The sequence below is a fragment of the Pseudomonas jessenii genome (assembly GCF_002236115.1).
In the GTDB taxonomy this organism is placed as follows: domain Bacteria; phylum Pseudomonadota; class Gammaproteobacteria; order Pseudomonadales; family Pseudomonadaceae; genus Aquipseudomonas; species Aquipseudomonas jessenii.
Genome location: NZ_NIWT01000005.1, coordinates 635878 through 662168, shown reverse-complemented (window position 1 = coordinate 662168; position 26291 = coordinate 635878). Strand labels below are relative to the sequence as shown.

Here is a 26291-nt window from a genome sequence, read left to right as displayed (position 1 = left end):
CCAGGCCAAACATCTCGACCCATCAGTCACTCGATGAACAAGGTAGCGGCCGAATCTTAATTGAAACTGAATAAAACGCTCTAGAATGCGTGTTACAGGTCACAAAGAACGTGACCAGCCTAAGACGCGAGCGCGATCTTCAGTACTCAACCATAGGCCAATTGTCCTCAAATCAACGACATTTGGCGACCAGGCGGACAAAAGGCATTGCAGTCCAGGTCAAAGCCTTCCCGGCGATTGAGCCCCAGGCGCTTGATGGCTTTGGCAAAACGCTGTGCCAGCAGGTCGGCGAAAGGACCTTCGCCGCGCATTCGAGCACCAAAGCGGCTGTCGTAGAGTTCACCGCCACGGCTCTGGCGAATCAGGCTCAGCACATGCGCCGCCCGTTGCGGATAGTGGGCGCCCAGCCATTCTTCGAACAGCGGCGCCACTTCCAGCGGCAGACGCAGCATCATGTAGGCGGCGCTTTGTGCTCCGGCGCCGTGAGCCTCGGCGAGCAGGCTTTCGAGTTCGCTGTCGTTGATCATCGGAATCATCGGTGAACACAGGACGCCCACCGGAATGCCCGCCTCGCGCATGACCCTGATCGCCCGCAACCGGGCCTTGGGCGCTGCGGCGCGGGGTTCAAGGATGCGTTTGAGATCGTCGTCCAGGGTGGTCAGGCTGATCATCACCGCCACCAGGTTTTGCTGTGCAAGTTCGGTCAGCAGGTCCAAATCGCGAAGTATCAGCGAGCCTTTGGTGACGATGGTCACGGGATGGCGATATCGCAGCAGTACTTCGAGGGTATGCCGGGTGATCCTGTATTCACGCTCGATCGGCTGATAGGGGTCGGTGTTGGAGCCGAGGTTGATCGGCGCACATTGATAGCCGCGTTTGGACAGTTGTTGCTCCAACACATCCACAGCGTTGGTCTTGGCGATCAGCTTTGTCTCGAAATCCAGCCCGGGCGACATGTCCCAATAGGCATGGCTTGGCCGCGCGTAGCAGTAGATGCAGCCATGCTCGCAACCGCGATAGGGATTGATCGATCGATCGAAGGGCAAGTCCGGCGACGTATTGCGGGTAATGATGGTTTTCGCCGTTTCAATGCTCACCTCGGTGCCCTGGGTGAGCGGTACTTCCTGATACCAGCCGTCGTCCTCAACCACCGAATGGCTGGGGGCAAAGCGGTTGTGCGGGTTGGTTGCGGTGCCGCGGCCGCGGGGAGGCAGAGAGCTAACCATCAGCGGACTCCTTGATCTGTATATCCATACAGTACCAAACTCACTGCCTGTCGACCAGTACCGCTCAGCCCTTCATCTGACAAAGGGGCATCATGATGCTTACTTGTTCATTAATAATCAGAAAACTCAGGAAACATATAGTCAGTGGTTAGATTCAATACCCAACCGTATATTCAACCCAACAGGCAATACCCTCAACAGCAATCAAATAAAAGGATTTATTAATGTCTTTCTTTAATCAACGCGGTATTTTCCTTCAACTCATGAAACCAGGCCCTTCGGAACCCAACACCTTGGTTTCTTTGCAACTGGCTCGCAAAGAGTTGAGTTGGGATGCGGAAAATGAAATGCAAGTTGAAAAGCTGGTCGACTCAACTTACTACACCGCCACTTCCACCGACCTTGGCAACTCTTTCAGCATCCGGACCGTGGGCAAGGATGTCGATGGAGACGGGACCATCGATGCCGACGACAAAGCCAAGTTACAGGCGCTGGCAAAGGCTTATGCCAGTATCGTCAATCCCTGAGCCCTGACTTTCCGATCACTGGAAAGTGCTATTGCCGAATGCATGCGGGCTCCCGCATGCATTCCAGACAGCCTGGAGGATAAAAATGTCAATGCTCATAAAAACTGGTGCTTATCTACAACAAAAAGAAACGACGAAAGGTGTGCAGGTAATTATCAAGCTAATAAGGGCAGGCGAGTATCCGAACAAAACAATGGAGCAATTCGCTGATATTCTCGCAGGCGCTCCCTCAGTGACACTCCATATAAAAGACGAAGGCAAGACTTCAAAGCTCGATTTTGATCCTTGGTCCGATATCAATGTCACTCCAGACAATAGCATCGACGAAAAGGACATTGCCGCCCTTACACAACTTGCACTCGCTTTTTATCATCAACAAATAATTGCCCCAGAGGGCATAGCGTACCTTTATCGTCTTCCCGCTGAATCACCCGAGCTTCGAGTAGACGTTGAGGAATTTGAAATTGACGAAGATGATCATCAACTGTATAGCCTCGGTGTGTACGAAACTAAATCTGCGAATGCCGGCTCGTCTTTTGAAGGTCGCAAGCGCAACCCTTTAACTGGACAGGTGTTTAACTATGGGGTCGGACTGAACGAGCTGCTCAAATCCTTCATCAAACTGAAACTATAACCTGAGCGCGGACTTCACGATTCTTTGACAGTCAGCTCACAGGCCTTTGACCGTGCATGGCTGATCCTTGCCACCATCTTCCCGTCCCTTTCTGAACGGTCGCTCAAGCATGCTTTTTCCACGTTTTTTATCTGCAATATGCTTGTCGCTGGTTGTGCTCGCTAACCTGACACCGGCACTTGCTGACGACAGTGTGATGCAGCGTCCAGCAGACTGGGCTCAACAGATAGAGAAGCAATACAACCTCTTCCAGATGTCGCCGACGCTCTATCGCAGCGCCTTGCCGGACAAGGGCGCGGTGCCGCTGCTGGAGAAACTCAAGGTGGGCACTGTGATCAATTTCCTGCCCGAAGCAGACTCCAGTTGGTTGTCCGCGCCAGGTATCACGCAAGTACAACTGCCTTATCGCACCAACCATGTGGATGACGCCGATGTGCTCAAGGCCTTGCGCGCCATTCGGTCCGCCGAAGCCAAAGGCCCGGTGCTGATGCACTGCAAACACGGTTCCGACCGTACCGGCCTGATGGCCGCCATGTACCGGACTGTCATCCAGGGCTGGACCAAGGAGGAGGCCCTGAACGAAATGACCCAGGGCGGCTTTGGCGACAGCACCCACTTCAAGGACGGAATTCGCTACATGATGCAGGCCGACGTGGAAAAACTGCGCACGGCCCTGGCCAATGGCGATTGCAGCACCAGCCCATTCGCTGCGTGTTCAATGAAGAGCTGGTTCAAGTCCGCTCACATCGAATAAAAAAAGCCCCCGCTGCATTGCACAACGGGGGCTTTTTTCACTCAATTTTGTTCGTCAGGCTTTTTCTTCAGCTTCGGATTCGGGAAGAACTGAACCGGCTGAACCTTGGTGTCGGCAGGTTTTGGGGCGCTGGTGTTCACCCGCGTACCCAACTCCTTGGGCACTGACAGCCCTTGCTCATTGAGTGTGTCGGAGTAACCGCAGGCCACGCACTCTCGGTGCGGGACCTGGTCTTCATTCCACATCATCAATTTGTCCGGCTCGCTGCATGCCGGGCAGACCGCCCCGGCGATAAAGCGTTTTTTCGTAATCACAGGTCCCTCACTCATGCTGCCGCGCCCTCACTCAGGCCGCTGTGGCGCAAGAGTGCGTCAATTGATGGCTCACGACCACGGAAGTCGACGAACAGCACCATCGGCTCCTGGGAGCCGCCACGGGCCAGGATTGCTTCGCGGAACGCACGACCGGTGTCGGCGTTGAGCACGCCTTCTTCTTCGAACTTCGAGAACGCATCGGCCGAAAGCACTTCAGCCCACTTATAGCTGTAGTAACCCGCGGCGTAACCGCCAGCGAAGATGTGTGCAAAACTGTTGGGGAAGCGGTTGTAGGCCGGCGGACGCATCACCGAAACCTCGTCACGCACGCCTTCAAGCACTTGCAGCACGCTACGGCCGTCGCCGTGGGTGGCGTGCAGTTCGAAGTCGAACAGCGAGAACTCCAGTTGGCGCACCATCATCAGGCCGGACTGGAAGTTTTTCGCCGCAAGCATCTTCCCGAGCAGGTCCTGAGGCAGCGGTTCGCCGGTTTCATAATGACCGGAAATCAGCGCCAGGCCTTCCGGCTCCCAGCACCAGTTTTCCATGAACTGGCTCGGCAGCTCGACCGCATCCCAAGCCACGCCGTTGATGCCGGACACGCCAGCATGCTCGACGCGGGTCAGCAGGTGATGCAGGCCGTGACCGAACTCGTGGAACAGGGTGGTGACTTCGTCGTGGGTCAGCAGCGCAGGCTTGCCGCTGTCGGCCGGGGTGAAGTTGCACACAAGGTTGGCTACCGGGCTTTGCAATACACCACCAGCGGTGCGACGACGGTCGCGGGCGCCATCCATCCAGGCGCCGCCACGCTTGTTGGCGCGAGCATAGAGGTCGAAGAAGAAGCGGCCGACGTGCTGACCGTGTTCCTTGATTTCAAACAGGCGGACATCCGGGTGCCAGGTGTCGAAGCCTTTCTGCTCGGCAATCTCGATGCCGTACAGGCGCTGGACGATGGCGAACAGGCCGCTGAGTACCTTGTCGATCGGGAAGTAGGCGCGCAGGGCTTCCTGGGCGACGCTGTAACGCTGTTCACGGAGTTTTTCGCCGTAGAAACCGCTGTCCCAGCTTTGCAGATCCGGGCAGCCCTGTTCGGCGGCATAAGCCTTGAGTTGTTCCAGATCCTGGGCAGCGAACGGTTTGCTGCGCTTGGCCAGGTCGCGCAGGAAACTCAGCACCTGATCGCTGGACTCGGCCATTTTGGTCGCCAGGCTCAACTCGGAGAAACTGCTGAACCCCAAGAGTTTTGCCAGTTCCTGACGCAGGTCGAGGATTTCTTCCATGACCGGGCCGTTGTCGTTCTGGCCGGCATTCGGCCCCTGGTCCGACGCCCGGGTGCAGTACGCGGCGTAGACTTCTTCACGCAGCGCGCGGTCCTGGGCGTAGGTCATCACCGCGTAATAGCTCGGGAATTCCAGAGTGATCAGCCAGCCGTCCAGATCCTTGGCCTGAGCCGCGGCGGCCATTTGCGCTTTGGCCGAATCAGTCAGGCCGGCGAGGGCGGCTTCATCGGTGATGTGCTTGGTCCAGGCCTGAGTGGCATCGAGCAACTGGTTGGAAAAACGGCTGCCCAATTCGGACAGCTTGCTCTGCACTTCGGCGTAACGCTTTTGTTCGGCTTCCGGCAGGTCGATACCCGACAGACGGAAGTCACGCAGGGAGTGTTCCAGGATAGTTTTCTGCGCCACGTCGAAACCGGCGGCCTCCGGGCTGCTGGCCAGGGCTTCGAAAGCCTGGAACAGTTCGCGGTTCTGACCCATTTCAGTGGAATAGGCGCTCAAGGCCGGCAGGCACGACTCGTAGGCTTCACGCAGTTCGGCGCTGTTGCACACGGCATTGAGGTGGCTGACCGGGCTCCAGGCGGCGCCCAGACGGTCGTTGAGTTCGTCCATCGCCAGCACCAGGCCAGCCCACGTTGGCTGTTTGACCTGGGTCTTGAGGATCTCGACGATAGCGGCACGGTTGTCAGCCAGGATCTGTTCAATGGCCGGTTGTACGTGTTCGGCGCGGATGGCGGAGAACGGCGGCAGGTCATAGGACTGCAAAAGAGGGTTGTTCGCGCTCACGGTTGATACCTTGGCTGAAGAAACATGCAGCCATCTTAATTACAATCGACGTTCACCGCAGCTATCAGCAACAGAGAGAAACCCTATCGTGAACCTTCGCAAGTATCAGAACCACACGCCGCTGCTGGGTAAAGGCGCTTTTGTCGACGGCTCGGCGGTGGTGATCGGCGACGTTGAAATCGGCGAAGACAGCTCGGTCTGGCCGCTGACAGTGATCCGTGGCGACATGCACCGAATCCGCATCGGCGCGCGCACCAGCGTGCAGGATGGCTGCGTGTTGCACATCACCCACGCCGGGCCGTTCAACTCGGACGGCTTTCCGTTGCTGATCGGTGATGACGTGACCATCGCCCACAAGGTCATGCTGCATGGCTGTTCGGTGGGCAGCCGGGTGTTGATCGGCATGGGCAGCATCGTCATGGACGGTGCGGTGGTCGACGATGAGGTGATCATCGGTGCCGGCAGCCTGGTACCGCCGGGCAAGCATCTGCAAAGCGGCTTCCTGTATGTGGGCAGCCCGGTGAAGCAGATCCGCCCGCTGAATGACAAGGAACGCGCGTTTTTCACCTACAGCGCGGCGAACTACGTGAAGCTCAAGGACCTGCATCTGGCCGAAGGCTACGACCAGCTTTGACCCGGCCCCTTATTCAGGATTCGACATGCATTACCAAACCGTTTTGTTCGACCTCGATGGCACCCTGACCGACCCACGCGAGGGCATTACTCGTTCGATCCAGTTCGCTTTGGACAAATTGGGTATCGATGAGCCGGACCTGGCCAAACTCGAACATTTTATCGGCCCGCCACTGTTGCAAGCGTTCATGCAGTTCTACGACTTCGATGAAGCCAGGGCCTGGGAAGCGGTGAATTTCTACCGCGAGCGCTTCAAGGTCACCGGCCTCTACGAAAACCGGGTGTTCGATGGTGTCACGCCACTACTGGAAACCCTGGGCGGACAAGGGCGACAGCTGTACATCGCGACCTCGAAACCGTGGGTGTTCGCCCGGGAAATCGCCCGGCATTTCGATTTTGCCAAACACTTCAAGGTGATTTACGGCAGCGAACTGGACGGCACCCGGACCAACAAGGTCGAGCTGATCGCTCACCTGATGGCCGAAGAAAACCTGGACCCGGCCAACACTTTGATGATCGGCGACCGCAAGCACGACCTGATCGGCGCGCGCAGCAATGGCCTGGACGCGGCGGCGGTAGGTTACGGGTTCGGCAGCCATGAAGAGTTGAGCGCCGAAGCGCCGACGTATCACTTTGAGACGCTGGAAGAGTTGCATCAGGCGTTTTTGCCGAGCTGATCAGGCCGACACAAGTCAACTGTGGGAGCGAGCTTGCTCGCGATAGCGGTGTGTCAGGCACATTGATTGTGAAGGTGCCTCAGTCATCGCGAGCAAGCTCGCTCCCACAGGACTGCGCAAGTCCTCAAGGTCTGGGCGGCGGGGCGAGTTTCTGTCCTTGCTCAACCGCCCAGTTCACCACCTGCGCGGTCAACTGATCGTTCGCCTGACCAAACCCCGCCACCACCGCCGGGACTTGCACATTGCTCAACGGCTGGCGCACTTCAAAGCGGCGGCTGGCGAGGATGCGCTGGTCGTAACTGCGCACCAGCAATGCATCCAGACGCACGACCGCGCTGGCATTCGTGCCCTGGTATTCAGTCTGGAACGCCTGCAGGCTACCGCCCAATTCAAGATCAGTCTGGAAAATGCTGTCATCGGTGCTCAGCAGCGGCACCCGCCCGTCATGCTGGAAACCTTCCAGCAGGCGATTGCGCACCAGCACCGGCGCCGGGTCGCTCCAGCGTGAACCCTTGTAGTGGCTGATCACATCGCCCTGGGGAATTACGGCAATGTTCGGACTGTTCAACGCTTCGCTGGACTGGAATTTGCTCAGGCGCAGCGACCAGCGCTGCGGCGTGCCATGGCTGGCCGATGCGCTCTGGGCCGACGGCAATCGATAGACCTCGAAGGGCTCGGGCTTGGGCAGGATCGAGCACGAACTGATCAATGTGAAGCCAGCGAGGAGGGCAATCCGAATCAGCTTCATGGCGTAAATTCCTTGGTCTTGTCACTGCCCAGCAGGTAACCGCTGGGGTTGGCTTCCAGGCGTGTGGTGATGGTGCGCAACGAACTCAGGGTTTCGCGCATCTCACGGACCGCCGGGCCCAGGCCATTAAGGCCTTGCATGCCGCTGTTGAGCGAATCCTGATTGGCGGTGATCAGTTTGTTGAGGGTGGCGCTGCTCTCCTGCAGCGACTTCATCGCCTGCTCGGCACTGCCCAGCGCTTCCTTGCCATGCTCGTTGAGCAGCCCGTTGGCATTGCGCATCAACGCCGTCGTCTGCTCCAGCATGGTGTTGGCCTGCTTACCCACCGAGGCCAGTTGCTGCATGGTCTGGCGGATATCGCCGCGCTGATCGGCAATGGCCCCGGTGGTTTGCTCCAGGTGCTCCAGGGTGTTGCTGATGCGCTCGATGTTTTCCGTGGAGAACATCAGATTGGCGTTATGCATCAGCGTACTCACCCCGGCCATCAGGTCTTCGCTGTCGTTGAGCAGCCGGGCGATGGGCGAGGGCGAGGCGACGATGGTCGGCAGGTTACCGTCCTTGCCCTTGAGCGTCGGACTCTGTGGTGTGCCGCCGCTGAGTTGGATGATCGAAGTCCCGGTGACGCCGGTCAGGGCCAGTTTGGCCTGGGTGTCCTCCTTGACCGGGGTATCGCCGGCCAAGCGAATTCGCGCCAGCACCCGGCGCGGGTCTTTCGGGTCCAGGCGCAGCGAGATCACGTCGCCGACCTTGATCCCGCTGTACTGTACCGAGCTACCTTGGGACAAACCGCTGACCGCCTCGTTGAACACGACTTCGTAGTCCTTGAACTCGGTGTCGACACTGGACTTGGCCAGCCACAGGCCGAACAGCAGCGCGGCCGTCACCACAATCACGGTGAACAGGCCGATCAATACATGATGGGCTCGGGTTTCCATGTCAGACCTCGTTGAGCTGTTGGGCGGCCGTCAATGCCGCGCGGCCACGAGGGCCATGGAAGTATTCGTGAATCCACGCATCGTTGGTTTCCGAAACCTTGTCGATGGCGTCCGCCACCAGCACTTTTTTCTGCGCCAGCACCGCCACCCGGTCAGTGATGGTGTAGAGCGTGTCGAGGTCGTGGGTCACCAGAAAGACACTCAGGCCCAAAGCATCGCGCAGGGTCAGGATCAATTGGTCGAACGCGGCGGCGCCGATCGGGTCGAGACCGGCGGTGGGTTCGTCGAGAAACAGGATGTCCGGGTCCAGCGCCAATGCCCGGGCCAGCGCGGCGCGCTTGATCATGCCGCCGGACAGCGACGAGGGGTACTTCTCTGCGGCCGACAGCGGTAACCCGGCCAGGGCCATTTTCACCGCCGCCAGGTGCTCGGCGTCGTTGCGGCTCAAGCCGGCGTGTTCGATCAGCGGCAGGGCGACGTTCTCGGTCACCGTCAGTGAAGAGAACAGCGCGCCTTTCTGGAACAGCACGCCGAATCGCCGCTCCACCAGCGAACGCTCGTGCTCGGACAAGGTCGGCAGGTTTTTCCCGAAAACTTTCACCACGCCTTCGCTGGGCTGGCGCAACCCGACAATGCTGCGCAGCAGCACCGACTTGCCGCTGCCGGAGCCGCCGACCACGGCGAGGATCTCGCCCTTGTACAAGTCCAGGTCGAGGTTCTCGTGCACGCTCTGGCTTCCAAAACGGTTGCACAACCCACGGACTTCAATCACCGCCTCGGAGGGCGCTCTGGGGATACGACTCACCAACCCATCTCCATGAAAAACATCGCGGCGATCGCATCCATCACGATCACCACGAAAATCGACTGCACCACACTCGACGTGGTGTGCGCGCCCACAGACTCAGCGCTGCCACTGACCTTGAAGCCTTCGAGGCAACCGATGGCGGCGATGAGGAAGGCGAACACCGGCGCTTTGACGATCCCCACCAGAAAGTGCTGAACGCCGATGTCCGTTTGCAGCAGCGACAGGAACATCGCTGGCGAGATATCCAGCGCCACCGCGCAGACCACGGCACCGCCGATAATCCCTGACAGCATCGCCAGGAAGGTCAGCATCGGAAGGGCGATCAGCAACGCCAGGACCCGCGGCACCACCAGCAACTCCACGGGATCGAGGCCCAGGGTGCGGATGGCGTCGATTTCTTCGTTGGCCTTCATCGAACCGATTTGCGCCGTGAACGCACTGGCGGTGCGCCCGGCCATCAGGATCGCGGTCAGCAGCACACCGAATTCGCGCAGGAAGGCAAACCCCACCAGGTCCACGGTGAAGACGGTGGCGCCGAAAGTGGCCAGCACCGTCGACCCGAGAAACGCCACCACGGCGCCCACCAGAAAAGTCAGCAACGCAACGATGGGGGCGGCGTCGAGACCAGTCTGTTCGATATGGGCGATCATCGGCGTGACGCGCCAGCGCTTGGGACGGAACAGGCCGCGGACGATGGTTTCGATGATCAGGCCGACGAAACCCAGCAGTTGCAGGGTGTCCTGCCAGACAGTGTCCACCGCGCGGCCAATGCGGGTCAGCAACTGAATGGAAACGCTGACTTCCGGTTCCTTGATCGGTACGCAGAAATCGGTCAACGAGCAGTAGACGGTTTGCAGCAACGCCCGATCAGCGGCAGAGAGTGTGCAATCAGGATGTTCGGCAGAACGACCGAGGCGCTCGGAGCCGAGCAGCTCGACCAACAGCGAGGCACCGGCGGTGTCGAGGGCGCCGAGACCATTGAGGTCGATGGGGGTGTTGGCGTCGTACTGGCCGTGGAGTTTTTCGCTCAACAGCTTGAGGTCAGCGTAATGGGCAAGCGTCCAGTCGCCCGTCACCCGCAACCGCGCAGGGGTGCTCGAGGAGTCCAATCGGGCGTTGCCGGCCATCGTGCTGCTGATCATAAGCTCCGTGCTTGTTCAGTGATTACGCAGCTCTACGTAATAGCACGAACCGGACTACTTTTCTTTGATCGCTGTGCTGTCCGTGACTTTGAAGCGCAGCACGCCAATGACCTGGCCATCTTCGGTCAGGACCCTAACCTGCCATTTACCGGCCGGGTTGCCCGGGAAGTTCTGCTTGTGGGTCCAGGCCCGGTAACCTTCCTTGCGCCCGCCACGAATATCCAGGGGGATGCGGTCGACCTCTTTACCGTTGAACTGCCAGACGTGATAAATCCGCTCGTCCAGGCCACGCGGGGCGTTGATCGCGGTGTACGCGTAAAGCCCACCATTACGGATCTGTTCGGCGCTGACTTCGTCGAGACTGGCGCCAGGTGTGCGATCCTGCATTTGCGTACTGATGGCCACGTCGGTCATCCACAGCGTCGCCGGCGGCACCCACGAGCGCAGCTCCCAACCAACGGCGCCGATGCCCAGGGTGATACTCAAGATCGCCAGCGCATTGCGCAGGGTACGAATCGGGAAGATCGACGCCAGGCTCGGGAACGACAGCAGTACCGAGATACCCAGTGCCCATTTGAAACTTTGCGCGGTGGTCAGGTGCATGATCACCGGCAATGCGGTGAGCAGCGCGGCGAACAGGGTCAGGGTGTGCAGAGCCAGAAACGCCCAGCGCCGTGGAGCCAGCCACTTGTAGTAGAGCGGGTCGACGATCGAAATCAGCGCCGCCACGCCCAGCAACCCGGTGAAAAACAACTGGCCGCTGTTCCACGTCGTGGTGATGAAGAAGAACGGCAGGACAAAGAACAGGCTTTCCTGATGGATCATCTGCGTTGCGTAACGCAACAACGGTTCCGGTATTTCGCGCTTGAAGATGCGCGTGAACAGCTTGGTCAAGCTGTTTTCCAGCATCAGCCAGATCCAGCTGATCAGCATGATGGTGGTGATCCAGCTCGCCAGGCCTTGCTGGCGATCGACCAGAATGAAACTGCCCACCCCGGAGATGAAACCAAAGAGCGCAATGACCCCAGGGTACCGCTTCATCAAATCAAGGATGCGCTGTACGAAAAGGGATAGGTTTTGCATTCGGTGGTTTCACAGTCGTCGTAGGAAAAAACCTCGACAGGGTACCGCTGGTGCGGCGCTGTGGCGAGGGTTCGCGATGAGGCCGGCACATCCAACATTTTCGGCGGCTGACAATCCGCTATCGCGAGCAAGCTCGCTCCCACAGGGAACCGGCAGGCCTCTCAGTCCGTTGTCACATGGAATGGTTACTTCCTGCGGTGCAAACGCCAGCCCACCAACATCAACACGATCAAGCCCACCCCACCGACCACCAGCCACATCAACTGGTCAAAACTGAACAAAGGCTTCTCGATCCGCAAATACCCCGGTTGCAGGAGCAATTCACGCACGGCCTTGTTCGCTTCTTCCAGGGTCACCCCTTGCAGCTCCCGGGCCGGGTTGGTGAAGTGACCGTCCTCGTAGTTACCGATGGCGCTCCAGTAGTAGTCGGCCAACGCGCTGTTGCCTTGTACGGCCCAGGCCTGGCGGGCAATCGCGGCCTGCTTGAGGCGGTTGAAGGTGTCGGCATTGAGGCCGTCCTTGAGCAGACCGGCCTTCAGGTCCTCGAGTACTTGTTCGGCATCGGCCACGGCGTCGCGCTCAAGGTCGGCGTTGAGGCTCATGAAACCCACGCCGCCGAACACCTCGCGCTCCGCCCACGGGCCGTAGGACAAACCGTGAGCCAGGCGTAGCTGGCGATAAAGCGCCCAATCCAGATAGTCCTTGAGCAAATCGAAGGTTTCATCGTGCCCATCCTCCAGTACCGGCTCCGGCACCAGCCAGTGCAACTTGGCGCCGTTGCCGACCAGACTGTGGGTCAAGGTGCGCTCATGGGTGGCGCTGGCCTGGATTTGCGGCAGCGGCGGATGCTCGCCAGGGGTGATCGCCTCCAGCGCGCCATACGCCCGCTCCAGATAGGCTGGCAGCAACTTGTCGAGGTCGCCGACCACGATCAGGGTCATGTTGTTCGGCGCATACCAGTCCTTGCGCACCTGCTCCAGTTGTTCACGGGTCAGGTCATCGACCTGCGCACGCTCCGGGCATTTGAGGCCCAACTCCACGGCCAGTTGGTTGCTGGCCGTGTGGCCGAGGTCCTGACGATCGAGCCAGCGCTGCAGGTGCGAGTAGTGGCCGCCGTCTTCACGCTCGACCACTTGCTTGGCCGCTTTGATGGCGCTGTCGTCGAAGCGGGTCTGGGTCAGCAGCGCCAGCAACAGGTCGAGCACCTTGCGCTGGTTTTTCGCCGGGGCTTCGATGACGAAAGTCGTATCGGCATTACTGGTGAACGCGTTCCACTCGCCGCCCAGAGCCTGCATGCTTTCTTCCAGGCCGCCTTCGCCGCTGGCGTCGATACCGCTGAACAACAAGTGTTCCAGCAGATGCGGCAACTCCTTTTCTTCGCACTTGAAATCGTCCAGGCCAACGCCGACCACCAGCCGGATCGCCACATGCCCATGGTCAGTGCCGGGCTTGAGCAGCAACTGCAAACCGTTGCGCAGGGTGTAGCCCTCGACCTGGAAGCGATCCAGGGCGAATGACGGGAGTGAACCTAGCAACAGGCAGGCGAACAACAGACAACGCATAACGAGCTTCCGTACGGCTAGCGTAAGTTCAACAGACTTCAGGCAACTGTGGACGTTCAGGGTGAATGAGTGATGTCGCTCAAATCGTCGACCACCAGCGCACCTGTGTCCGATGTTTCCAGCACCACGTAGGCACTGCTGCAAAACAGCGAATTAAGACGCTTCATGTCGGCGATCAGCTCCAGGTGCAACGAACTGGTTTCGATACTTTGCACGATTTTACGTTGCAAGCGGCTGACATGAGCGTGAGCCAGGCGCCGTTCCTGTGCGCGGAAACGACGTTTTTCACGCACCAGCTGGCGGGCACTTTCCGGGTCGCCACTGAGAAACACCGACATCCCGAGCCGCAGGTTGGAAATCAACTGAGTTTGAAGCCCGGTCAATTCGTCCAGCCCCACTTCGGAAAACGACCGGCGCTGCGAGGTTTTCTGCTGCTGGACCTTGCGCAGCATGCGTTCGATCAAGTCGCTAGCCAGTTTCAGGTTGATCGCCAGTTCGATGATTTCCGCCCAGCGCCGGCTGTCCTGATCGCTGAGATCTTCCCGGGGCATTTGCGCCAAATACAACTTGATCGCGCTGTAGAGCGCTTCGACATCGTCGGTCAGGCGCCGCATTTCCTGGGTGACGGCGGTTTGCTTTCCGCGCAACACGTCGAGCATGGCTTCGAGCATGTTGTCGATCAGGTCGCCCATGCGCAGGGTTTCCCGGGCTGCGTTGGCCAGCGCCAAACCGGGGGTGACCAACGCCGTGGGGTCAAGGTGTCGGGGCTTGGCCGTACCGTTGGCCAGCGGGCGCTCCGGCAGCACCCAGGCACAAAACCTGGCCATCGGCCCAACACTGGGCAGCAAGATCAGGCAACGCGCGATGTTGTAGAGCAGGTGAAAGCCAATGACCATTTCCTGAGGGCTGAAGTCCAGGCCATCGAGCCAGTGCACCAGCGGATCGAGCACTGGAATGATCAGTAAAAGACCAATCAGTTTGTACAGCAGGCTGCCCAGCGCCACTTGGCGCCCCGCGGCGTTCTGCATGCTGGTGCTGAGGAACGCGAGTACGCCGCTGCCGATATTGGCGCCGATCACGAGCCCGATGGCCACCGGCAGGCTGATCACGTTGGCGCCCGCCAGGGTCGCGGTGAGCAATACAGCGGCCAGGCTGGAATAGGAAAGCATCGCGAACAGCGCGCCGACCAAGGCGTCGAGCAGGATATCGCCGGTGAGCGAGGCGAAAATCACCTTCACCCCTTTGGCATGGGTAATCGGGTGCGCGGCTTCAACAATCAGTTGCAGCGCCAGAATGATCAACCCCAAGCCAATGGCGACACGGCCCATCTGCCCGAGTCGGGTCTGCTTGCGCGACAGAAAGAAAATCACCCCGGCAAAAATCAGCAACGGCGACAACCACGACAGATCGAACGTCAGCACCCGCGCCATCAGGGCCGTACCGACATCGGCACCGAGCATGGTGACCAACGCTGGCGTAAGCGCCATCAGGCCCTGGCCGACAAAGGAGGTGACCAGCATCGCGGTGGCGTTGCTGCTCTGGACCATCGCCGTCACGGCGATCCCGGAGAGGAAAGCCAGCCAGCGGTTGGACATGTTATGGCTGATGACATGGCGCAAGTTGGTGCCGTAGACCCGCAGGATGCCGGTTCGGACGATGTGCGTGCCCCAGATCAGCAGGGCCACGGCAGAAAGCAAATTGAGCAGGGTGAGCATAATGACCCCCTGTGGTGTAGCGCCCCAAAGGAGCAAGTTGACGGTACCGCGCGACGTTCTACGTTCTGTACTTAAGCTGTAGTTGGCTAACGGTCTGCGCGCCAGCATCGCATAGCCAAAGACGCGATTGAAACAAAACTGTCATGAAAAGAGCGATCTTCCAGCCACACAAAACACTGTGGGAGCGAGCTTGCTCGCGATGAGGCCATCAGATTCAACTTTGACGTTGACTGACAGACCACCATCGCAAGCAAGCTCGCTCCCACAGGTTTTGCGTATTTACCGCTACCGGGTTACTGGCCCGGAATGTCCTTGCGCAGCCTTACCGGATCCTGCTGTTTCTTCTTTTTCGCGATGGCAGTGCGCATCCTGATGTTGATCGCTTCCACCGCCAGCGAGAACGCCATGGCGAAGTAGACGTAGCCTTTTGGCACGTGCACGTCCAGGGATTCGGCAATCAGCACCGTACCGACGATCAGCAGGAACGACAGCGCCAGCATCTTCAGCGATGGGTGCTTGTCGATGAACTCACTGATGGTGCCAGATGCCCACATCATCACCAGTACGGCCACGATGATTGCCGCGACCATGACCGGTACGTGGGACACCATGCCGACCGCAGTGATCACCGAGTCCAGGGAGAATACGATGTCGATGATCGCAATCTGGACGATGGTGTAGAGGAAGTTGCCGCCCTTGCCCGAAGGCTCTTCGTTGGTTTCGTCTTCACCTTCCAGCGCGTGGTACATCTCTTGCGAGCTCTTCCACAGCAGGAACAGACCACCGAAGAACAGGATCAGGTCGCGTCCGGAAATACCCTGGCCGAATACTACGAACAGGTCCGCCGTCAGGCGCATGACCCAGGTGATCGACAGCAGAAGCAGGATTCGCGTGATCATGGCCAGCGCCAGACCGAAAATCCGGGTGCGCGCCTGCATGTGTTTGGGCATGCGGCTGACCAGGATCGAAATCATGATGATGTTATCGATACCCAGGACGATTTCCAGGGCGGTCAGGGTGAAGAAGGCAACCCAGATTTCAGGGTTGGTCAGCCATTCCATGTGTATTCCTTTGAGCGATTGTTAAACCAAAACGGGCCCGGGCTTCAAACAGCGAAGCCTGGACCCGAAGTGGTGAGTCTTGGGCTTATAGAGTGCTGAACACCGGGAAAGTCCCCAACAGCAGTGCAGCAATCAGTATGCAGATACAAACCAGCACTGCCCACTTGAGAGTGAAGCGCTGGTGGTCACCGAAGTCGATGCCAGCCAGGGCCACCAACAGGTAGGTCGATGGAACCAGCGGGCTCAACAGGTGGACGGGCTGACCGACGATCGAGGCACGTGCCATTTCCACTGCGGTTATACCGTAATGGCTGGCGGCTTCGGCAAGTACCGGTAACACGCCGTAATAAAATGCATCGTTCGACATGAAGAAAGTGAACGGCATGCTTACCAGCGCCGTGATCACTGCCAGGTACGGGCCGAGGAAGTCCGGAATCACCGCCAACAGGCTCTTCGACATGGCGTCGACCATCCCGGTGCCGGTCAGGATACCGGTGAAGATACCGGCCGCAAAGATCAACCCGACCACCGCCAGTACGCTACCGGCGTGAGCCGCGACGCGATCCTTCTGCTGTTGCAGGCAAGGATAGTTGACGATCATGGCGATACTGAACGCCACCATGAACAGTACCGGCAACGGCAGCAGGCCGGCGATCAGGGTGCACATCAGGGCCAGGGTCAGGGCGCCATTGAACCAGATCAGCTTCGGACGACGGGCATCCGGGAACTGCGAAACGCTGATTTCACTGTGGTCGATTTCATCGCCCACCAGGTGCAGTTCACCCAGGCGTGCACGTTCACGCTTGCCGTAGAAGTAGGCAATGACCAGGATCGCCACCACACCAGCCAGCATCGCAGGAATCATCGGTACGAAGATGTCGGACGGATCCACATGCAACGCACTGGCGGCGCGAGCGGTCGGGCCACCCCATGGGGTCATGTTCATCACGCCACCGGCGAGGATGATCAGGCCGGCCATGATTCGCGGGCTCATGCCGATACGGCTGTAGAGCGGCAGCATGGCGGCCACGCAGATCATATAAGTGGTCGCGCCGTCACCATCGAGGGAGACAACGAGCGCCAGAACGGCGGTGCCGACCGAAACTTTCAGCGGGTCGCCCTTGACCAGTTTGAGGATCTTGCGCACGGCCGGGTCGAACAGGCCGGAGTCGATCATCAGGGCGAAGTACAAGATAGCGAACATCAGCATCACGCCGGTTGGCGCAAGCTTGGTAATGCCTTCGAGCATCATCGGACCGATTTTCGGCGAAAAACCGCCGAACAGGGCAAAGATGATTGGAATGATGATCAGGGCGATCAGCGCGGACAGGCGCTTGGTCATGATCAGGAACATGAACGTGATGACCATGGCGAAGCCAAGGAAAGTCAGCATGGGAATACTCCAGGCGTAGCGCGGCTAGGGAATGGGCGGATCAGGCGGGATCAGCGCAGAACGGGAAGCACGAGACGTACGGGCGGAGTTGCAGCGAAGCGGCGGATGGAAGAGGACATCAGAATCACCATTGTTGTTGTTAAATGGGCTGTGCGAGCGATAAACGCTGGCATTGGCCAACCGGTCTGTTGCCGGTAGTGGGGGCGATCCTAATCGGGGAAGCTTTCAGCCAGCTTTCGCCAATGAAAGCAAGGACCGGATGTGCAACCGATCGTCGGATTGGGTTTCAAGTCCCTGAACACAGGGCGGGAGGTTGAACATGGGCGAGCTTCACACCGGCGGCTGCCATTGCGGGCAACTGCGCTATCAATTCAGCGGGCCGCTGCACGATATCGCCCACTGCCATTGTTCGATTTGCCGGCGGGTCAGCGGCGGCATAGTGACCACTTGGATAACCGTGCCGGCATCCGCCTTTCAATGGCTGGCCGGGACGCCGGCGCGGTACGATTCTTCATCCACCTGTGCGCGATATTTCTGCGGCCACTGTGGGGCGCAACTGGCACTAGCGACGCAACTAAGTCCGGAAAGCATCGACCTGACCATCGCCACCCTCGACCATCCTGAGCAAGCACCAGCCGAGCGGCACATCTGGACCGACAGCCGCTTGCCGTGGCTGCATCTGGACGAACATTTGCCCGGTGAGGCTGAAGAAACACTCTGATCAAAAAACAGACAGGTCCAGCGGCCGAATCGCGCCCATCCAGATCGCGTGCTCGGTGTGGTCAAGCAAATCGTCGCCGGTGTCCGGGTGCAGGAACACCACCAGCCCCTTGCGGTTCAGCGCCAGCCACGGCAGAACGTCGCCCAGCACCTGCGGTTCGAACGCCAACTGGCAGCTCCAGTCCGGGTGCGGACCAACCGGGCGCTCGTGCACGCGGCCCATTTTCAGTGGAAACAATTGCGCCGCCTGTTCACACAAGGCCCGCGCCTGCCCGATCGTGCTGGCATCGAAATAAACGTGGGCGTGGTAGCCCGTTATCTGCTGCATCTGAACCCCTCTGAAAGCTGTTCGAACCCTCGCCGTTTCCTGCGGGTCATACGTTATATAGACGCTGGAAAACAGGAAGCCCAGCCATGAAAAATGCCGAAACCCCCGTCGTGAAAGTGGTGCTTTATGGTGCCATGAGTAGCCTGGGCAGTGCGCTGATGGCTGAAATGCTGCGACGCCAGCATGAAGTGATCGCGATTCTCGATGACCTGACGGCGCTGGCACCCCGTCCGGGGCTGCGCACCAAGACTGGCGACCTGTTCGACGCGCAACGGGTCAAGCAGAGTGTGGCCGGCAGTTCAGTGGTTATCTGCTTACTGGACGCACCAGGGTTACCGTTCAATAGCGAACACGTGGAAAAAACCATCGTGCCCGGCCCGGTCGAGCAGGTGCTGGCAGTGGATGCGCTCATCGATGGCATGCAGGCAGCAAACATCGCCCGATTGTTTCTGGTGGGTGATTTCGACGTGCTGGACGACCCGGAAACCGAGGATAGCTTGCAACGTCACGCCGCCGAGGAAATCCGCGAGGCACTGCAAAGCAGTCCTTTGAAGTGGACGCTGGTTAACGAACCGCGCGGGGTACCAGGGCTGACCATCGAACACTTTGCCAACATCGGTGGCAACCCCGAACCGGGGTTGGCTGAACCGCTCAAACGGCTGGCCCGCACTGCCGTGGGCATTGCCGATGAATTGCACCTGAACCTGCACATCGGCGAGCACGTCAACTTCATCGCAACCGACAGTTAAACCGCAATGGACGGCAGCGTCAGGCCGTTGAGCGATTGCGCACTGCAGGCCTGTTCGGCCATCAACCAATCCACAAACTGCTGGATCAATGCTCCGCGTCTTTTGCGCTGGGGCAGAACCACGTAGTAACCCAGCCTCGACATCACCGTTTCGCCGATCGGTCGACACAACAATCCTTGCGCCAGCAAGTTATCCACAAGGTGGCGCCAGCCGATGGCCACGCCCTGGCCGCCAATCGCCGCCTGAATCAGCAAGGTGTAATTATCGAAGCGCAACTGCCCGGGCGCCGGGGGCGAGGTAATGCCCAACTCGCGGAACACACCACTCCAGTCGAACCAGTTACTGCTGTGTTCCCCACGCAGGTGCAACAAAGGGAACTCCAGCAATGCCTGGGCTGGCAAGGGCAGTGGACGCTCGCTCAACAGCTGCGGGCTGCACACCGGAAACACTTCCTCACTGAACAGCCAATGGCTTTCACCCTGCTTGAAGCGGCCATCGCCGAACAGCACCGCCACATCGATATCGGTACGTAGCATGTTATGGCTGCGTTCACTGGTGACCAGGCTGACATCCACCTGCGGATTGGCCGCGTGAAAGCGGTGTAGACGCGGCATCAACCAATAGGCGGCGAAGGCAAAATCCGTGGCCACCTGCAGCACTTCATGCTGTTGCTGTGCGCTGATTGCGCTCAATCCTGCGTCGATATTCTGCAAACCGAGCTGAACCTGCTCAAAAAGAATCTGCCCAGCTTCTGTCAGTTCGATTCCGCGATAAATGCGGTCGAACAGGCGTGTTGCCAGTTGTTCTTCCAGGCGCTTGATCTGCTGGCTGATGGCCGGTTGCGTGGTGCCCAGTTCAACCGCCGCCGCTGTGAAGCTGCGCTGACGGGCCGCCGCTTCGAAGGCGCGAAGCAGATCCAGTGACAGGTCACCAAGGGCGTCATACATAAGCTGTGCTTATCCTAGTCATTGCCGCGTATGGGCTTTACCGCAAGGTGCGAGGGTTTCATTCTCAAGGCCAGCACTCTCGCATAAACATCCACTATGGAATGCCGCGATCACATGAAGCGCAAGAACATTCTTTTCATCATGGCCGATCAAATGGCCGCGCCAATGTTGCCGTTCTACGGCCCATCGCCCATCAAACTGCCCAATCTCAGTCGCCTCGCCGCACAAGGCGTGGTGTTTGACTCCGCCTATTGCAACAGCCCATTGTGCGCGCCATCGCGTTTCACACTGGTCAGCGGCCAGTTGCCGAGCAAGATCGGCGCCTACGACAACGCCGCCGATTTCCCCGCTGACGTACCGACCTACGCCCATTACCTGCGCCGTCTCGGGTACCGCACCGCCCTGTCGGGCAAGATGCATTTCTGCGGGCCAGACCAGTTGCACGGCTACGAAGAACGCCTGACCAGTGACATTTACCCGGCCGACTACGGCTGGGCGGTAAACTGGGATGAACCGGACGTGCGCCCGACCTGGTATCACAATATGTCATCGGTGCTGCAAGCCGGCCCGTGCGTACGCACCAATCAACTGGATTTCGACGAAGAGGTGGTGTTCAAGGCCCAGCAGTACCTGTTCGACCATATCCGCGAGGATGGCGACCAGCCGTTCTGCCTGACCGTTTCGATGACTCACCCGCACGATCCGTACACCATTCCCAAGGCTTTCTGGGATTTGTACGACGATGCCGATATCCCGCTGCCTACAACCCCGGACCCGCATGACCTCGATCCGCACTCGCAACGTTTGCTCAAGGTCTACGACCTGTGGGACAAGCCACTGCCTGTGGATAAGATCCGCGATGCCCGTCGCGCCTATTTCGGCGCGTGCAGCTATATCGACAGCAACGTCGGCAAACTCCTGCAAACCCTCGAAGATACCGGGCTGATCGATGACACCATCATCGTGTTTTCCGGTGACCACGGCGACATGCTGGGCGAGCGCGGCCTCTGGTACAAAATGCACTGGTATGAAATGGCCGCACGGGTGCCGCTGTTGGTCAGCGCACCGGGGCAGTTCGGCGCCGGCCGGGTCAGCGCCAGTGTTTCCACGGCGGACCTGTTGCCGACATTCGTCGAACTGGCCGGCGGCTCGCTGGAACCGGGCTTGCCGCTGGACGGCCGCTCGCTGGTTCCGCACCTGCAAGGGCAGGGCGGCCACGATGAAGTGTTCGGTGAATACATGGCCGAAGGCACCGTCAGCCCGTTGATGATGATCCGTCGCGGTGCCTACAAATTCATCTACAGCGAAGACGACCCTTGCCTACTCTTCGACGTACAGAATGACCCTCGCGAACTGGAAGAACTCAGTCATTCGCCGCAACATCGCCAGTTGTTCGACGATTTTCTCGCCGAAGCGCGGGCCAAATGGAACATTCCGGCGATTCACCAGCAGGTGCTCGCCAGCCAGCGGCGCCGACGCTTCGTGGCCGAGGCGCTGACCCTCGGCAAGCTCAAGAGCTGGGATCACCAGCCGCTGGTGGACGCCAGTCAGCAGTACATGCGCAACCACATCGACCTCGACGATCTGGAACGTAAAGCACGTTATCCACAACCCTGCCAAAACCAATAATGTTAAGGGGAAGTCCATGCAAAGGTTATCCACAGTACTGACGGTCGGGCTCCTGGCTCTGAGCAGTGCCTCGGCGTTTGCCGATCAGAGTTGCGAGACGGTGAAGATGGCCGACCCGGGCTGGAGCGACATTGCCGCGACCAACGCCATCACCGGGTTTCTGCTGGACGGCATGGGCTACAAGGCCAAGGTCGACACCCTCGCGGTGCCGATCACCTTTGGCGGGTTGAAGGACGGCCAGGTCGATGTGTTCCTGGGTAACTGGATGCCGGCGCAGCAGGGCTTCTACGACAAATTCGTCGCAAGCGGCGATGTCACGCAACTGGCGAAGAACCTCGACGGCACCGAATTCACCCTCGCTGTCCCGGACTACGTGTGGGACGCGGGTGTGCATAACTTTGCCGACCTGAACAAGTACGCCGACAAGTTCGACCACAAGATCTATGGCATCGGCTCCGGTGCACCGGCAAACATCTCGCTGCAAGAGATCATCAAGAAAAACGATTTCGACATGGGCCAGTGGAAACTGGTCGAGTCCAGCGAGCAGGCGATGCTGGCGGAAGTGTCCCGTGCGGTGAAAAAACAGAAATTCGTGACCTTCCTCGGCTGGACCCCGCACCCGATGAACGTGCAGTTGAAAATGCATTATCTGAAGGGTGGCGAGAAATACTTCGGTGACACCGGCAGCGTGCATACCCTGACCCGAAAAGGTTATGCACAGGCCTGCCCGAACGTCGGCAAACTGCTGACCAACCTGAGTTTCACTCAGGAGATGGAAAACAGCATCATGGCCGAGGTGGTGAACAAGAAGGTCAGCAATGCCGACGCGGCCAAGGCGTGGATCAAGGCCAACCCGGCAGTGCTGGATAAATGGCTCGATGGGGTGAAGACAGTGGATGGCAAGGATGCTTTGCCAGCGGTCAAAGCCAAACTCTAAACCAGAGGCGATATGGTCTTTGTGGCGAGGGGGCTTGTCGGACCGCCGCACCGCCCCGTTCGATTGCGAAGCGATCGTAAAACCATTGAATGCGGTCTACCTGATAAACCACATTCAATGGTTTTGGGACGGCTGCGCCGTCCAACGGGGGCAAGCCCCCTCGCCACAATGATCGCCTTGTCCTGCTACCCTTGCGCAAAATCCCCACCCGAGAGGACCCATGGCCCTTCCCAGCCGCCATTCACTCTTCCCTTTCCTCACCTGGCTACCCCGGCAAACCCGCGCCAGTGTCGGGCGCGACCTGATCGTCGGCCTCAGCGGCGCGATCCTCGCGTTGCCGCAATCCATTGCCTACGCACTGATCGCCGGCCTGCCACCGGAATACGGCCTGTACGCCGCAATCATTCCCGTTCTGATCGCCTGCCTCTGGGGTTCGTCGTGGCATTTGATCTGCGGTCCTACGGCCGCCATCTCCATTGTCCTGTATGCCAGCGTCAGTCCTCTGGCCGTTCCAGCGTCGCAGGACTACGTCATGCTGATCCTGTTGCTGACGTTTCTTGCCGGTATCTTTCAGTGGCTGCTGGGTTTGCTGCGGTTCGGCGCGCTGGTGAATTTCGTCTCGCACTCGGTGGTACTCGGCTTCACCCTGGGTGCTGCCGTGGTGATTGCCATCGGTCAATTGCCTAACCTGCTGGGGCTGGACTTGCCCAGCCAGGCCACCGCGCTGGATAGTTTCATCACGTTGTTGCGCCATCTCGGCGAAATGGACAAACCTTCGCTGGCGCTGGGTCTGGCGACCGTGGTGGTCGGCGTGATCCTCAAACTGCTGCTGCCACGCTGGCCGACGCTCTTGATCACCCTGATTCTCGGCGGCTTGCTGGTTTGGCTCTGGCCATCAATGTTCGGCCATGTGCAACTGGTAAGCGCCTTCACCGGCAAACTGCCGCCCTTCAGCCCGTTACCCCTGGACCTGGATCTGATCCTGCGCCTGCTGCCCAGCGCGGTGGCGGTCGGAATGCTCGGGCTAGTAACCAGCCTGTCGATCGCCCGCTCGATCTCGGCACGTTCGCAGCAATTACTCGACGCGAATCAGGAAGTCCGCGCCCAGGGCTTGTCGAATATCGTCGGTGCGTTTTTTTCCGGATCGCTGTCGGCCGGCTCCTTCACTCGCTCAGGCCTGAGCTACGAAGCGGGGGCCTGTTCGCCGCTGGCCGGGATTTTTTCGGCATTGTGGGTGGCGCTGTTTGCGATCTTCGGCGCGAGCCTGATCGCGCACATCCCGATTCCAGCCATGGCCGGCAGCATTCTGTTGATCGCCTGGGGACTGGTGGACCATCGCGGCATTCGCGCGTTGTTGCGGGTCAGCCGCGCCGAATTTGTGGTCATGGCGCTGACCTGCGTCGCCACGCTGCTGCTGGAGTTGCAGACGGCGATCTACGCTGGCGTGTTGGCCTCGCTTTTTTTCTACCTCAAACGCACATCGCAACCACGGGTGCAGCATGTGCGAGATGGCGAGGAAGACATTCTGCGGGTGGGGGGCTCGATTTTTTTCGGCGCCAGCCATTACCTGCAAGTGCGCCTGCAACGCATGCACGGCGTGCGTGTGGTGATCGAGGCGCAGCAGATCAACTTCATCGACTACTCAGGGGTGGAAATGCTGCATCAGGAAGCGCGGCGCCTGCTTCGCCAGGACCGCAGCCTGACCTTGCGCCGGGCCCGGCCGCAGGTGGTGGAAGAGTTGAGGAAGCTGGAAGGGGCGGAGAAATGCCCGATCCGGTTTGAGGATTGAAACACCGCTCTCTGTAGGAGCGAGCTAGCTCGCGAAGTCGTGAACGATTACGCGCAAAACCAGATGCCCAACAGCGCCTTCAGATTTTTCGCGAGCAAGCTCGCTCCTACAAGTAGGTTACAAGGCCAATTGCCGGCGGAGCTCAGCCAGCACCGGCGCCGTATCCGGGCGCACGCCGCGCCACAGGAAGAACGCTTCCGCCGCTTGCTCGGCCAGCATGCCCAAGCCATCCATCGACACCGCCGCCCCGTGTTCGCTGGCCCAGCGGCAGAACGAGGTCGGTTCCTTGCCGTACATCATGTCGTAGCACACCGTTTTGCCAGGCTCAATCAAGCTGGGGGCAATAGGCGGCACATCACCGGTCAGGCTCGCCGAGGTCGCGTTGATGATCAAGTCCACCGACTCCTGCAACCAGTCGTAGCCGCTGGCCGAGATCGGCCCCAGATCGCAGAACAGTTCCGCCAGCAGCTCGGCCTTGTCCACCGTGCGGTTGGCGATGATCACCGAGGCCGGTTGCTCGGCCAGCAACGGCTCCAAAGCACCGCGCACCGCACCGCCAGCACCGAGCAGCAGGATGCGTTTGCCCTTGAGGCTGAACCCGGCGTTGACCGTCAGGTCCCGCACCAGCCCGGCACCGTCGGTGTTGTCGCCCAGCAGACTGCCATCGGCCAGTTTGCTCAGGGTGTTCACCGCTCCGGCCCGTTGCGCCCGCGCCGTCAGGCTGTTCGCCAGCCGATAGGCTTCTTCCTTGAACGGCACCGTCACGTTGGCGCCGCGTCCTTCTAGGAAAAACCTCCGGGCACAAGTGGAAAAGTCGTCGAGTGGCGCCAGCAGCGTGTTGTAATCCAGTTTCTGCGCGGTCTGCTCGGCGAACAGGCGATGGATCAGCGGCGACTTGCTGTGGCCAATCGGGTTACCGAATACGACATAACGGTCCATCAGGATTCCTCGTTCAGGCTTCGGCCAACCAATCGCGGTCTTGCAGGAAATACTCGGTCAGACGCGCTTCTTCACTGCCAGGCTCGGCTTTCCAGTCGTAGCCCCAGCGCACTTGTGGCGGCAGCGACATCAAGATCGACTCGGTACGCCCACCCGATTGCAGGCCGAACAACGTGCCACGGTCGTAGACCAGGTTGAATTCAACGTAGCGGCCACGGCGGAACTCCTGGAACTCACGCTGCTTGGCGGTGAACGCATCGTTCTTGCGGCGCTGCACGATCGGCAGATAGGCGTCGATGTACGCGTCACCGATAGCACGCATGAAGGCGAAGCTGGTGTCGAAGTCCCACTCGTTCAGGTCGTCGAAAAACAGGCCGCCGATGCCACGCGGCTCGTGACGATGCTTGATGTGGAAGTAGCTGTCGCACCAGGCCTTGTAACGCGGGTAGACGTCCGGACCGAACGGCGCGCAGGCCTGCTCGGCGACGTGGTGCCAGTGGATGCAGTCTTCTTCGTTGCCGTAATACGGGGTCAGGTCGAAGCCGCCACCGAACCACCAGACCGGCTCTTCACCTTCTTTTTCGGCGATGAAAAAACGCACGTTGGCGTGGGAAGTCGGCACATGCGGATTGTGCGGGTGGATGACCAGCGACACGCCGAGGGCTTCAAAGCCACGACCGGCCAGCTCCGGTCGATGGGCGCTGGCAGACGGTGGAAGACCACTGCCGAAGACATGGGAAAAGTTGACGCCACCCTTTTCAATCACCGCGCCGTTTTCTATCACACGGGTGCGACCGCCACCGCCCGCCTGCCTGGTCCAGGCGTCTTCGACGAATTGCGTGCCACCGTCTTCGGCTTCCAGGGCGGCGCAAATACGGTCTTGCAGGTCGAGCAGGTAGGCTTTTACGGCCTCGGTGCGGGTCGTCATGTCATCACCTTGAATCGGGCAAAACAACGCGGCGCTCCATTGGAGCTCAG

26 protein-coding genes are annotated in these 26291 nt (G+C 59.5%); 10 read left to right on the top strand and 16 right to left on the bottom strand.

Annotation, left to right across the window (positions count from 1 at the left end; all coding sequences use genetic code 11):
• Window positions 1-167: 167 nt before the first annotated feature.
• Window positions 168-1226: a PA0069 family radical SAM protein gene (locus tag PSJE_RS19875; protein ID WP_090452318.1), complete on the bottom strand. Its 1059-nt coding sequence runs from the start codon at window positions 1224-1226 to the stop codon at window positions 168-170.
• Window positions 1227-1450: 224 nt separating this feature from the next.
• Between PSJE_RS19875 and PSJE_RS19870 the strand changes: the two genes are divergently transcribed.
• From PSJE_RS19870 to PSJE_RS19860, 3 genes are all read left to right on the top strand, one after another.
• Window positions 1451-1753 (top strand): hypothetical protein, encoded by a 303-nt coding sequence (locus PSJE_RS19870; RefSeq protein WP_057712616.1) that lies wholly within the window; start codon window positions 1451-1453, stop codon window positions 1751-1753.
• A gap of 85 nt (window positions 1754-1838) precedes the next feature.
• Window positions 1839-2387 (top strand): hypothetical protein, encoded by a 549-nt coding sequence (locus PSJE_RS19865; RefSeq protein ID WP_090452316.1) that lies wholly within the window; start codon window positions 1839-1841, stop codon window positions 2385-2387.
• A 109-nt stretch (window positions 2388-2496) separates the two neighbouring features.
• Window positions 2497-3141, top strand: a complete 645-nt coding sequence (locus tag PSJE_RS19860; protein ID WP_207238421.1) for a phosphatase domain-containing protein — start codon at window positions 2497-2499, stop codon at window positions 3139-3141.
• A 41-nt stretch (window positions 3142-3182) separates the two neighbouring features.
• Here PSJE_RS19860 and PSJE_RS19855 read toward each other — a convergent pair whose 3' ends face one another.
• Together PSJE_RS19855 and prlC are read right to left on the bottom strand one after the other, a co-directional pair.
• The gene (locus tag PSJE_RS19855) at window positions 3183-3470 is read right to left on the bottom strand and encodes a YheV family putative zinc ribbon protein (protein ID WP_057712619.1); all 288 of its coding nucleotides are present in this window, start codon (window positions 3468-3470) and stop codon (window positions 3183-3185) included.
• Complete coding sequence (gene prlC, locus PSJE_RS19850; RefSeq protein WP_090452312.1) at window positions 3467-5518, bottom strand: oligopeptidase A; 2052 nt, start codon at window positions 5516-5518, stop codon at window positions 3467-3469. The genes PSJE_RS19855 and prlC overlap by 4 nt, the downstream gene beginning before the upstream one ends.
• An 88-nt stretch (window positions 5519-5606) precedes the next feature.
• Here prlC and PSJE_RS19845 point away from each other — a divergent pair, with 88 nt between their 5' ends.
• Window positions 5607-6152, top strand: a complete 546-nt coding sequence (locus PSJE_RS19845; RefSeq protein WP_090452310.1) for a gamma carbonic anhydrase family protein — start codon at window positions 5607-5609, stop codon at window positions 6150-6152.
• 25 nt (window positions 6153-6177) lie between these two features.
• The gene (locus PSJE_RS19840; RefSeq protein ID WP_090452308.1) at window positions 6178-6828 is read left to right on the top strand and encodes an HAD family hydrolase; all 651 of its coding nucleotides are present in this window, start codon (window positions 6178-6180) and stop codon (window positions 6826-6828) included.
• 124 nt (window positions 6829-6952) lie between these two features.
• Here PSJE_RS19840 and PSJE_RS19835 read toward each other — a convergent pair whose 3' ends face one another.
• From PSJE_RS19835 to PSJE_RS19795, 9 genes are all read right to left on the bottom strand, one after another.
• Window positions 6953-7576 carry an ABC-type transport auxiliary lipoprotein family protein gene (locus PSJE_RS19835; RefSeq protein WP_090452306.1) on the bottom strand — a complete coding sequence of 208 codons (624 nt, stop codon included), beginning with the start codon at window positions 7574-7576 and terminating at the stop codon, window positions 6953-6955.
• Window positions 7573-8511: an MlaD family protein gene (locus PSJE_RS19830; RefSeq protein WP_090452304.1), complete on the bottom strand. Its 939-nt coding sequence runs from the start codon at window positions 8509-8511 to the stop codon at window positions 7573-7575. Before PSJE_RS19830 ends, PSJE_RS19835 begins: the two co-directional genes overlap by 4 nt.
• Before the next feature lies 1 nt (window position 8512).
• Complete coding sequence (locus PSJE_RS19825) at window positions 8513-9316, bottom strand: ABC transporter ATP-binding protein (protein ID WP_057712625.1); 804 nt, start codon at window positions 9314-9316, stop codon at window positions 8513-8515.
• Complete coding sequence (locus PSJE_RS19820; protein WP_057712626.1) at window positions 9313-10461, bottom strand: ABC transporter permease; 1149 nt, start codon at window positions 10459-10461, stop codon at window positions 9313-9315. The genes PSJE_RS19825 and PSJE_RS19820 overlap by 4 nt, the downstream gene beginning before the upstream one ends.
• A gap of 54 nt (window positions 10462-10515) precedes the next feature.
• A complete protein-coding gene (locus PSJE_RS19815) occupies window positions 10516-11544 on the bottom strand; it encodes a DUF5924 family protein (protein WP_057712627.1) in 1029 nt (342 codons plus the stop codon).
• A 185-nt stretch (window positions 11545-11729) separates the two neighbouring features.
• Window positions 11730-13106, bottom strand: a complete 1377-nt coding sequence (locus PSJE_RS19810) for a M16 family metallopeptidase (protein WP_090452302.1) — start codon at window positions 13104-13106, stop codon at window positions 11730-11732.
• A 56-nt stretch (window positions 13107-13162) separates the two neighbouring features.
• Complete coding sequence (locus tag PSJE_RS19805; RefSeq protein WP_090452300.1) at window positions 13163-14821, bottom strand: Na/Pi cotransporter family protein; 1659 nt, start codon at window positions 14819-14821, stop codon at window positions 13163-13165.
• A gap of 293 nt (window positions 14822-15114) precedes the next feature.
• Window positions 15115-15882: a TerC family protein gene (locus PSJE_RS19800; RefSeq protein ID WP_090452298.1), complete on the bottom strand. Its 768-nt coding sequence runs from the start codon at window positions 15880-15882 to the stop codon at window positions 15115-15117.
• Between the two features lie 85 nt (window positions 15883-15967).
• Window positions 15968-17275 (bottom strand): CitMHS family transporter, encoded by a 1308-nt coding sequence (locus PSJE_RS19795; protein ID WP_008045759.1) that lies wholly within the window; start codon window positions 17273-17275, stop codon window positions 15968-15970.
• A gap of 319 nt (window positions 17276-17594) precedes the next feature.
• On the opposite strand from PSJE_RS19795, the gene PSJE_RS19790 reads away from it, so the two are divergent.
• Entirely contained in the window at window positions 17595-17996 is a 402-nt protein-coding gene (locus PSJE_RS19790; RefSeq protein ID WP_090452296.1) for a GFA family protein, read from the top strand.
• Here PSJE_RS19790 and PSJE_RS19785 read toward each other — a convergent pair whose 3' ends face one another.
• A complete protein-coding gene (locus PSJE_RS19785) occupies window positions 17997-18323 on the bottom strand; it encodes a DOPA 4,5-dioxygenase family protein (protein ID WP_057397350.1) in 327 nt (108 codons plus the stop codon).
• 86 nt (window positions 18324-18409) lie between these two features.
• Between PSJE_RS19785 and PSJE_RS19780 the strand changes: the two genes are divergently transcribed.
• Complete coding sequence (locus PSJE_RS19780) at window positions 18410-19072, top strand: NAD(P)-dependent oxidoreductase (protein ID WP_090452294.1); 663 nt, start codon at window positions 18410-18412, stop codon at window positions 19070-19072.
• Here the strand turns inward: PSJE_RS19780 and PSJE_RS19775 are convergent.
• Window positions 19069-20019, bottom strand: a complete 951-nt coding sequence (locus tag PSJE_RS19775; RefSeq protein WP_057712634.1) for a choline sulfate utilization transcriptional regulator — start codon at window positions 20017-20019, stop codon at window positions 19069-19071. The two genes, PSJE_RS19780 and PSJE_RS19775, sit on opposite strands and share 4 nt — an antisense overlap.
• Window positions 20020-20133: 114 nt before the next feature.
• Here PSJE_RS19775 and betC point away from each other — a divergent pair, with 114 nt between their 5' ends.
• From betC to PSJE_RS19760, 3 genes are all read left to right on the top strand, one after another.
• Window positions 20134-21648 (top strand): choline-sulfatase, encoded by a 1515-nt coding sequence (gene betC / locus PSJE_RS19770; RefSeq protein ID WP_057712635.1) that lies wholly within the window; start codon window positions 20134-20136, stop codon window positions 21646-21648.
• 16 nt (window positions 21649-21664) lie between these two features.
• A complete protein-coding gene (choX, locus tag PSJE_RS19765; RefSeq protein WP_090452292.1) occupies window positions 21665-22585 on the top strand; it encodes a choline ABC transporter substrate-binding protein in 921 nt (306 codons plus the stop codon).
• Window positions 22586-22805: 220 nt separating this feature from the next.
• Complete coding sequence (locus PSJE_RS19760; RefSeq protein WP_090452290.1) at window positions 22806-24374, top strand: SulP family inorganic anion transporter; 1569 nt, start codon at window positions 22806-22808, stop codon at window positions 24372-24374.
• A 117-nt stretch (window positions 24375-24491) separates the two neighbouring features.
• On the opposite strand, the gene aroE is transcribed toward PSJE_RS19760, so the two are convergent.
• Both aroE and hemF read right to left on the bottom strand, forming a co-directional pair.
• The gene (gene aroE, locus PSJE_RS19755; protein WP_090452288.1) at window positions 24492-25313 is read right to left on the bottom strand and encodes a shikimate dehydrogenase; all 822 of its coding nucleotides are present in this window, start codon (window positions 25311-25313) and stop codon (window positions 24492-24494) included.
• A gap of 13 nt (window positions 25314-25326) precedes the next feature.
• Complete coding sequence (hemF, locus tag PSJE_RS19750; protein WP_090457720.1) at window positions 25327-26241, bottom strand: oxygen-dependent coproporphyrinogen oxidase; 915 nt, start codon at window positions 26239-26241, stop codon at window positions 25327-25329.
• Window positions 26242-26291 lie beyond the last annotated feature (50 nt).

Excerpts from the sequence above, each read along its gene's own strand:
- PSJE_RS19775 (WP_057712634.1), bottom strand. The coding sequence starts at position 20,019 with ATGTATGACGCCCTTGGTGACCTGTCACTGGATCTGCTTCGCGCCTTC.
- betC (WP_057712635.1), top strand. The coding sequence starts at position 20,134 with ATGAAGCGCAAGAACATTCTTTTCATCATGGCCGATCAAATGGCCGCG.
- PSJE_RS19790 (WP_090452296.1), top strand. The coding sequence starts at position 17,595 with ATGGGCGAGCTTCACACCGGCGGCTGCCATTGCGGGCAACTGCGCTAT.
- PSJE_RS19835 (WP_090452306.1), bottom strand. The coding sequence starts at position 7,576 with ATGAAGCTGATTCGGATTGCCCTCCTCGCTGGCTTCACATTGATCAGT.
- PSJE_RS19760 (WP_090452290.1), top strand. The coding sequence starts at position 22,806 with ATGGCCCTTCCCAGCCGCCATTCACTCTTCCCTTTCCTCACCTGGCTA.
- choX (WP_090452292.1), top strand. The coding sequence starts at position 21,665 with ATGCAAAGGTTATCCACAGTACTGACGGTCGGGCTCCTGGCTCTGAGC.
- PSJE_RS19875 (WP_090452318.1), bottom strand. The coding sequence starts at position 1,226 with ATGGTTAGCTCTCTGCCTCCCCGCGGCCGCGGCACCGCAACCAACCCG.
- PSJE_RS19795 (WP_008045759.1), bottom strand. The coding sequence starts at position 17,275 with ATGCTGACTTTCCTTGGCTTCGCCATGGTCATCACGTTCATGTTCCTG.
- PSJE_RS19860 (WP_207238421.1), top strand. The coding sequence starts at position 2,497 with ATGCTTTTTCCACGTTTTTTATCTGCAATATGCTTGTCGCTGGTTGTG.
- aroE (WP_090452288.1), bottom strand. The coding sequence starts at position 25,313 with ATGGACCGTTATGTCGTATTCGGTAACCCGATTGGCCACAGCAAGTCG.
- PSJE_RS19870 (WP_057712616.1), top strand. The coding sequence starts at position 1,451 with ATGTCTTTCTTTAATCAACGCGGTATTTTCCTTCAACTCATGAAACCA.
- PSJE_RS19780 (WP_090452294.1), top strand. The coding sequence starts at position 18,410 with ATGAAAAATGCCGAAACCCCCGTCGTGAAAGTGGTGCTTTATGGTGCC.
- PSJE_RS19865 (WP_090452316.1), top strand. The coding sequence starts at position 1,839 with ATGTCAATGCTCATAAAAACTGGTGCTTATCTACAACAAAAAGAAACG.
- PSJE_RS19785 (WP_057397350.1), bottom strand. The coding sequence starts at position 18,323 with ATGCAGCAGATAACGGGCTACCACGCCCACGTTTATTTCGATGCCAGC.
- PSJE_RS19815 (WP_057712627.1), bottom strand. The coding sequence starts at position 11,544 with ATGCAAAACCTATCCCTTTTCGTACAGCGCATCCTTGATTTGATGAAG.
- PSJE_RS19800 (WP_090452298.1), bottom strand. The coding sequence starts at position 15,882 with ATGGAATGGCTGACCAACCCTGAAATCTGGGTTGCCTTCTTCACCCTG.
- hemF (WP_090457720.1), bottom strand. The coding sequence starts at position 26,241 with ATGACGACCCGCACCGAGGCCGTAAAAGCCTACCTGCTCGACCTGCAA.
- PSJE_RS19840 (WP_090452308.1), top strand. The coding sequence starts at position 6,178 with ATGCATTACCAAACCGTTTTGTTCGACCTCGATGGCACCCTGACCGAC.
- PSJE_RS19830 (WP_090452304.1), bottom strand. The coding sequence starts at position 8,511 with ATGGAAACCCGAGCCCATCATGTATTGATCGGCCTGTTCACCGTGATT.
- PSJE_RS19805 (WP_090452300.1), bottom strand. The coding sequence starts at position 14,821 with ATGCTCACCCTGCTCAATTTGCTTTCTGCCGTGGCCCTGCTGATCTGG.
- PSJE_RS19820 (WP_057712626.1), bottom strand. The coding sequence starts at position 10,461 with ATGATCAGCAGCACGATGGCCGGCAACGCCCGATTGGACTCCTCGAGC.
- PSJE_RS19810 (WP_090452302.1), bottom strand. The coding sequence starts at position 13,106 with ATGCGTTGTCTGTTGTTCGCCTGCCTGTTGCTAGGTTCACTCCCGTCA.
- PSJE_RS19855 (WP_057712619.1), bottom strand. The coding sequence starts at position 3,470 with ATGAGTGAGGGACCTGTGATTACGAAAAAACGCTTTATCGCCGGGGCG.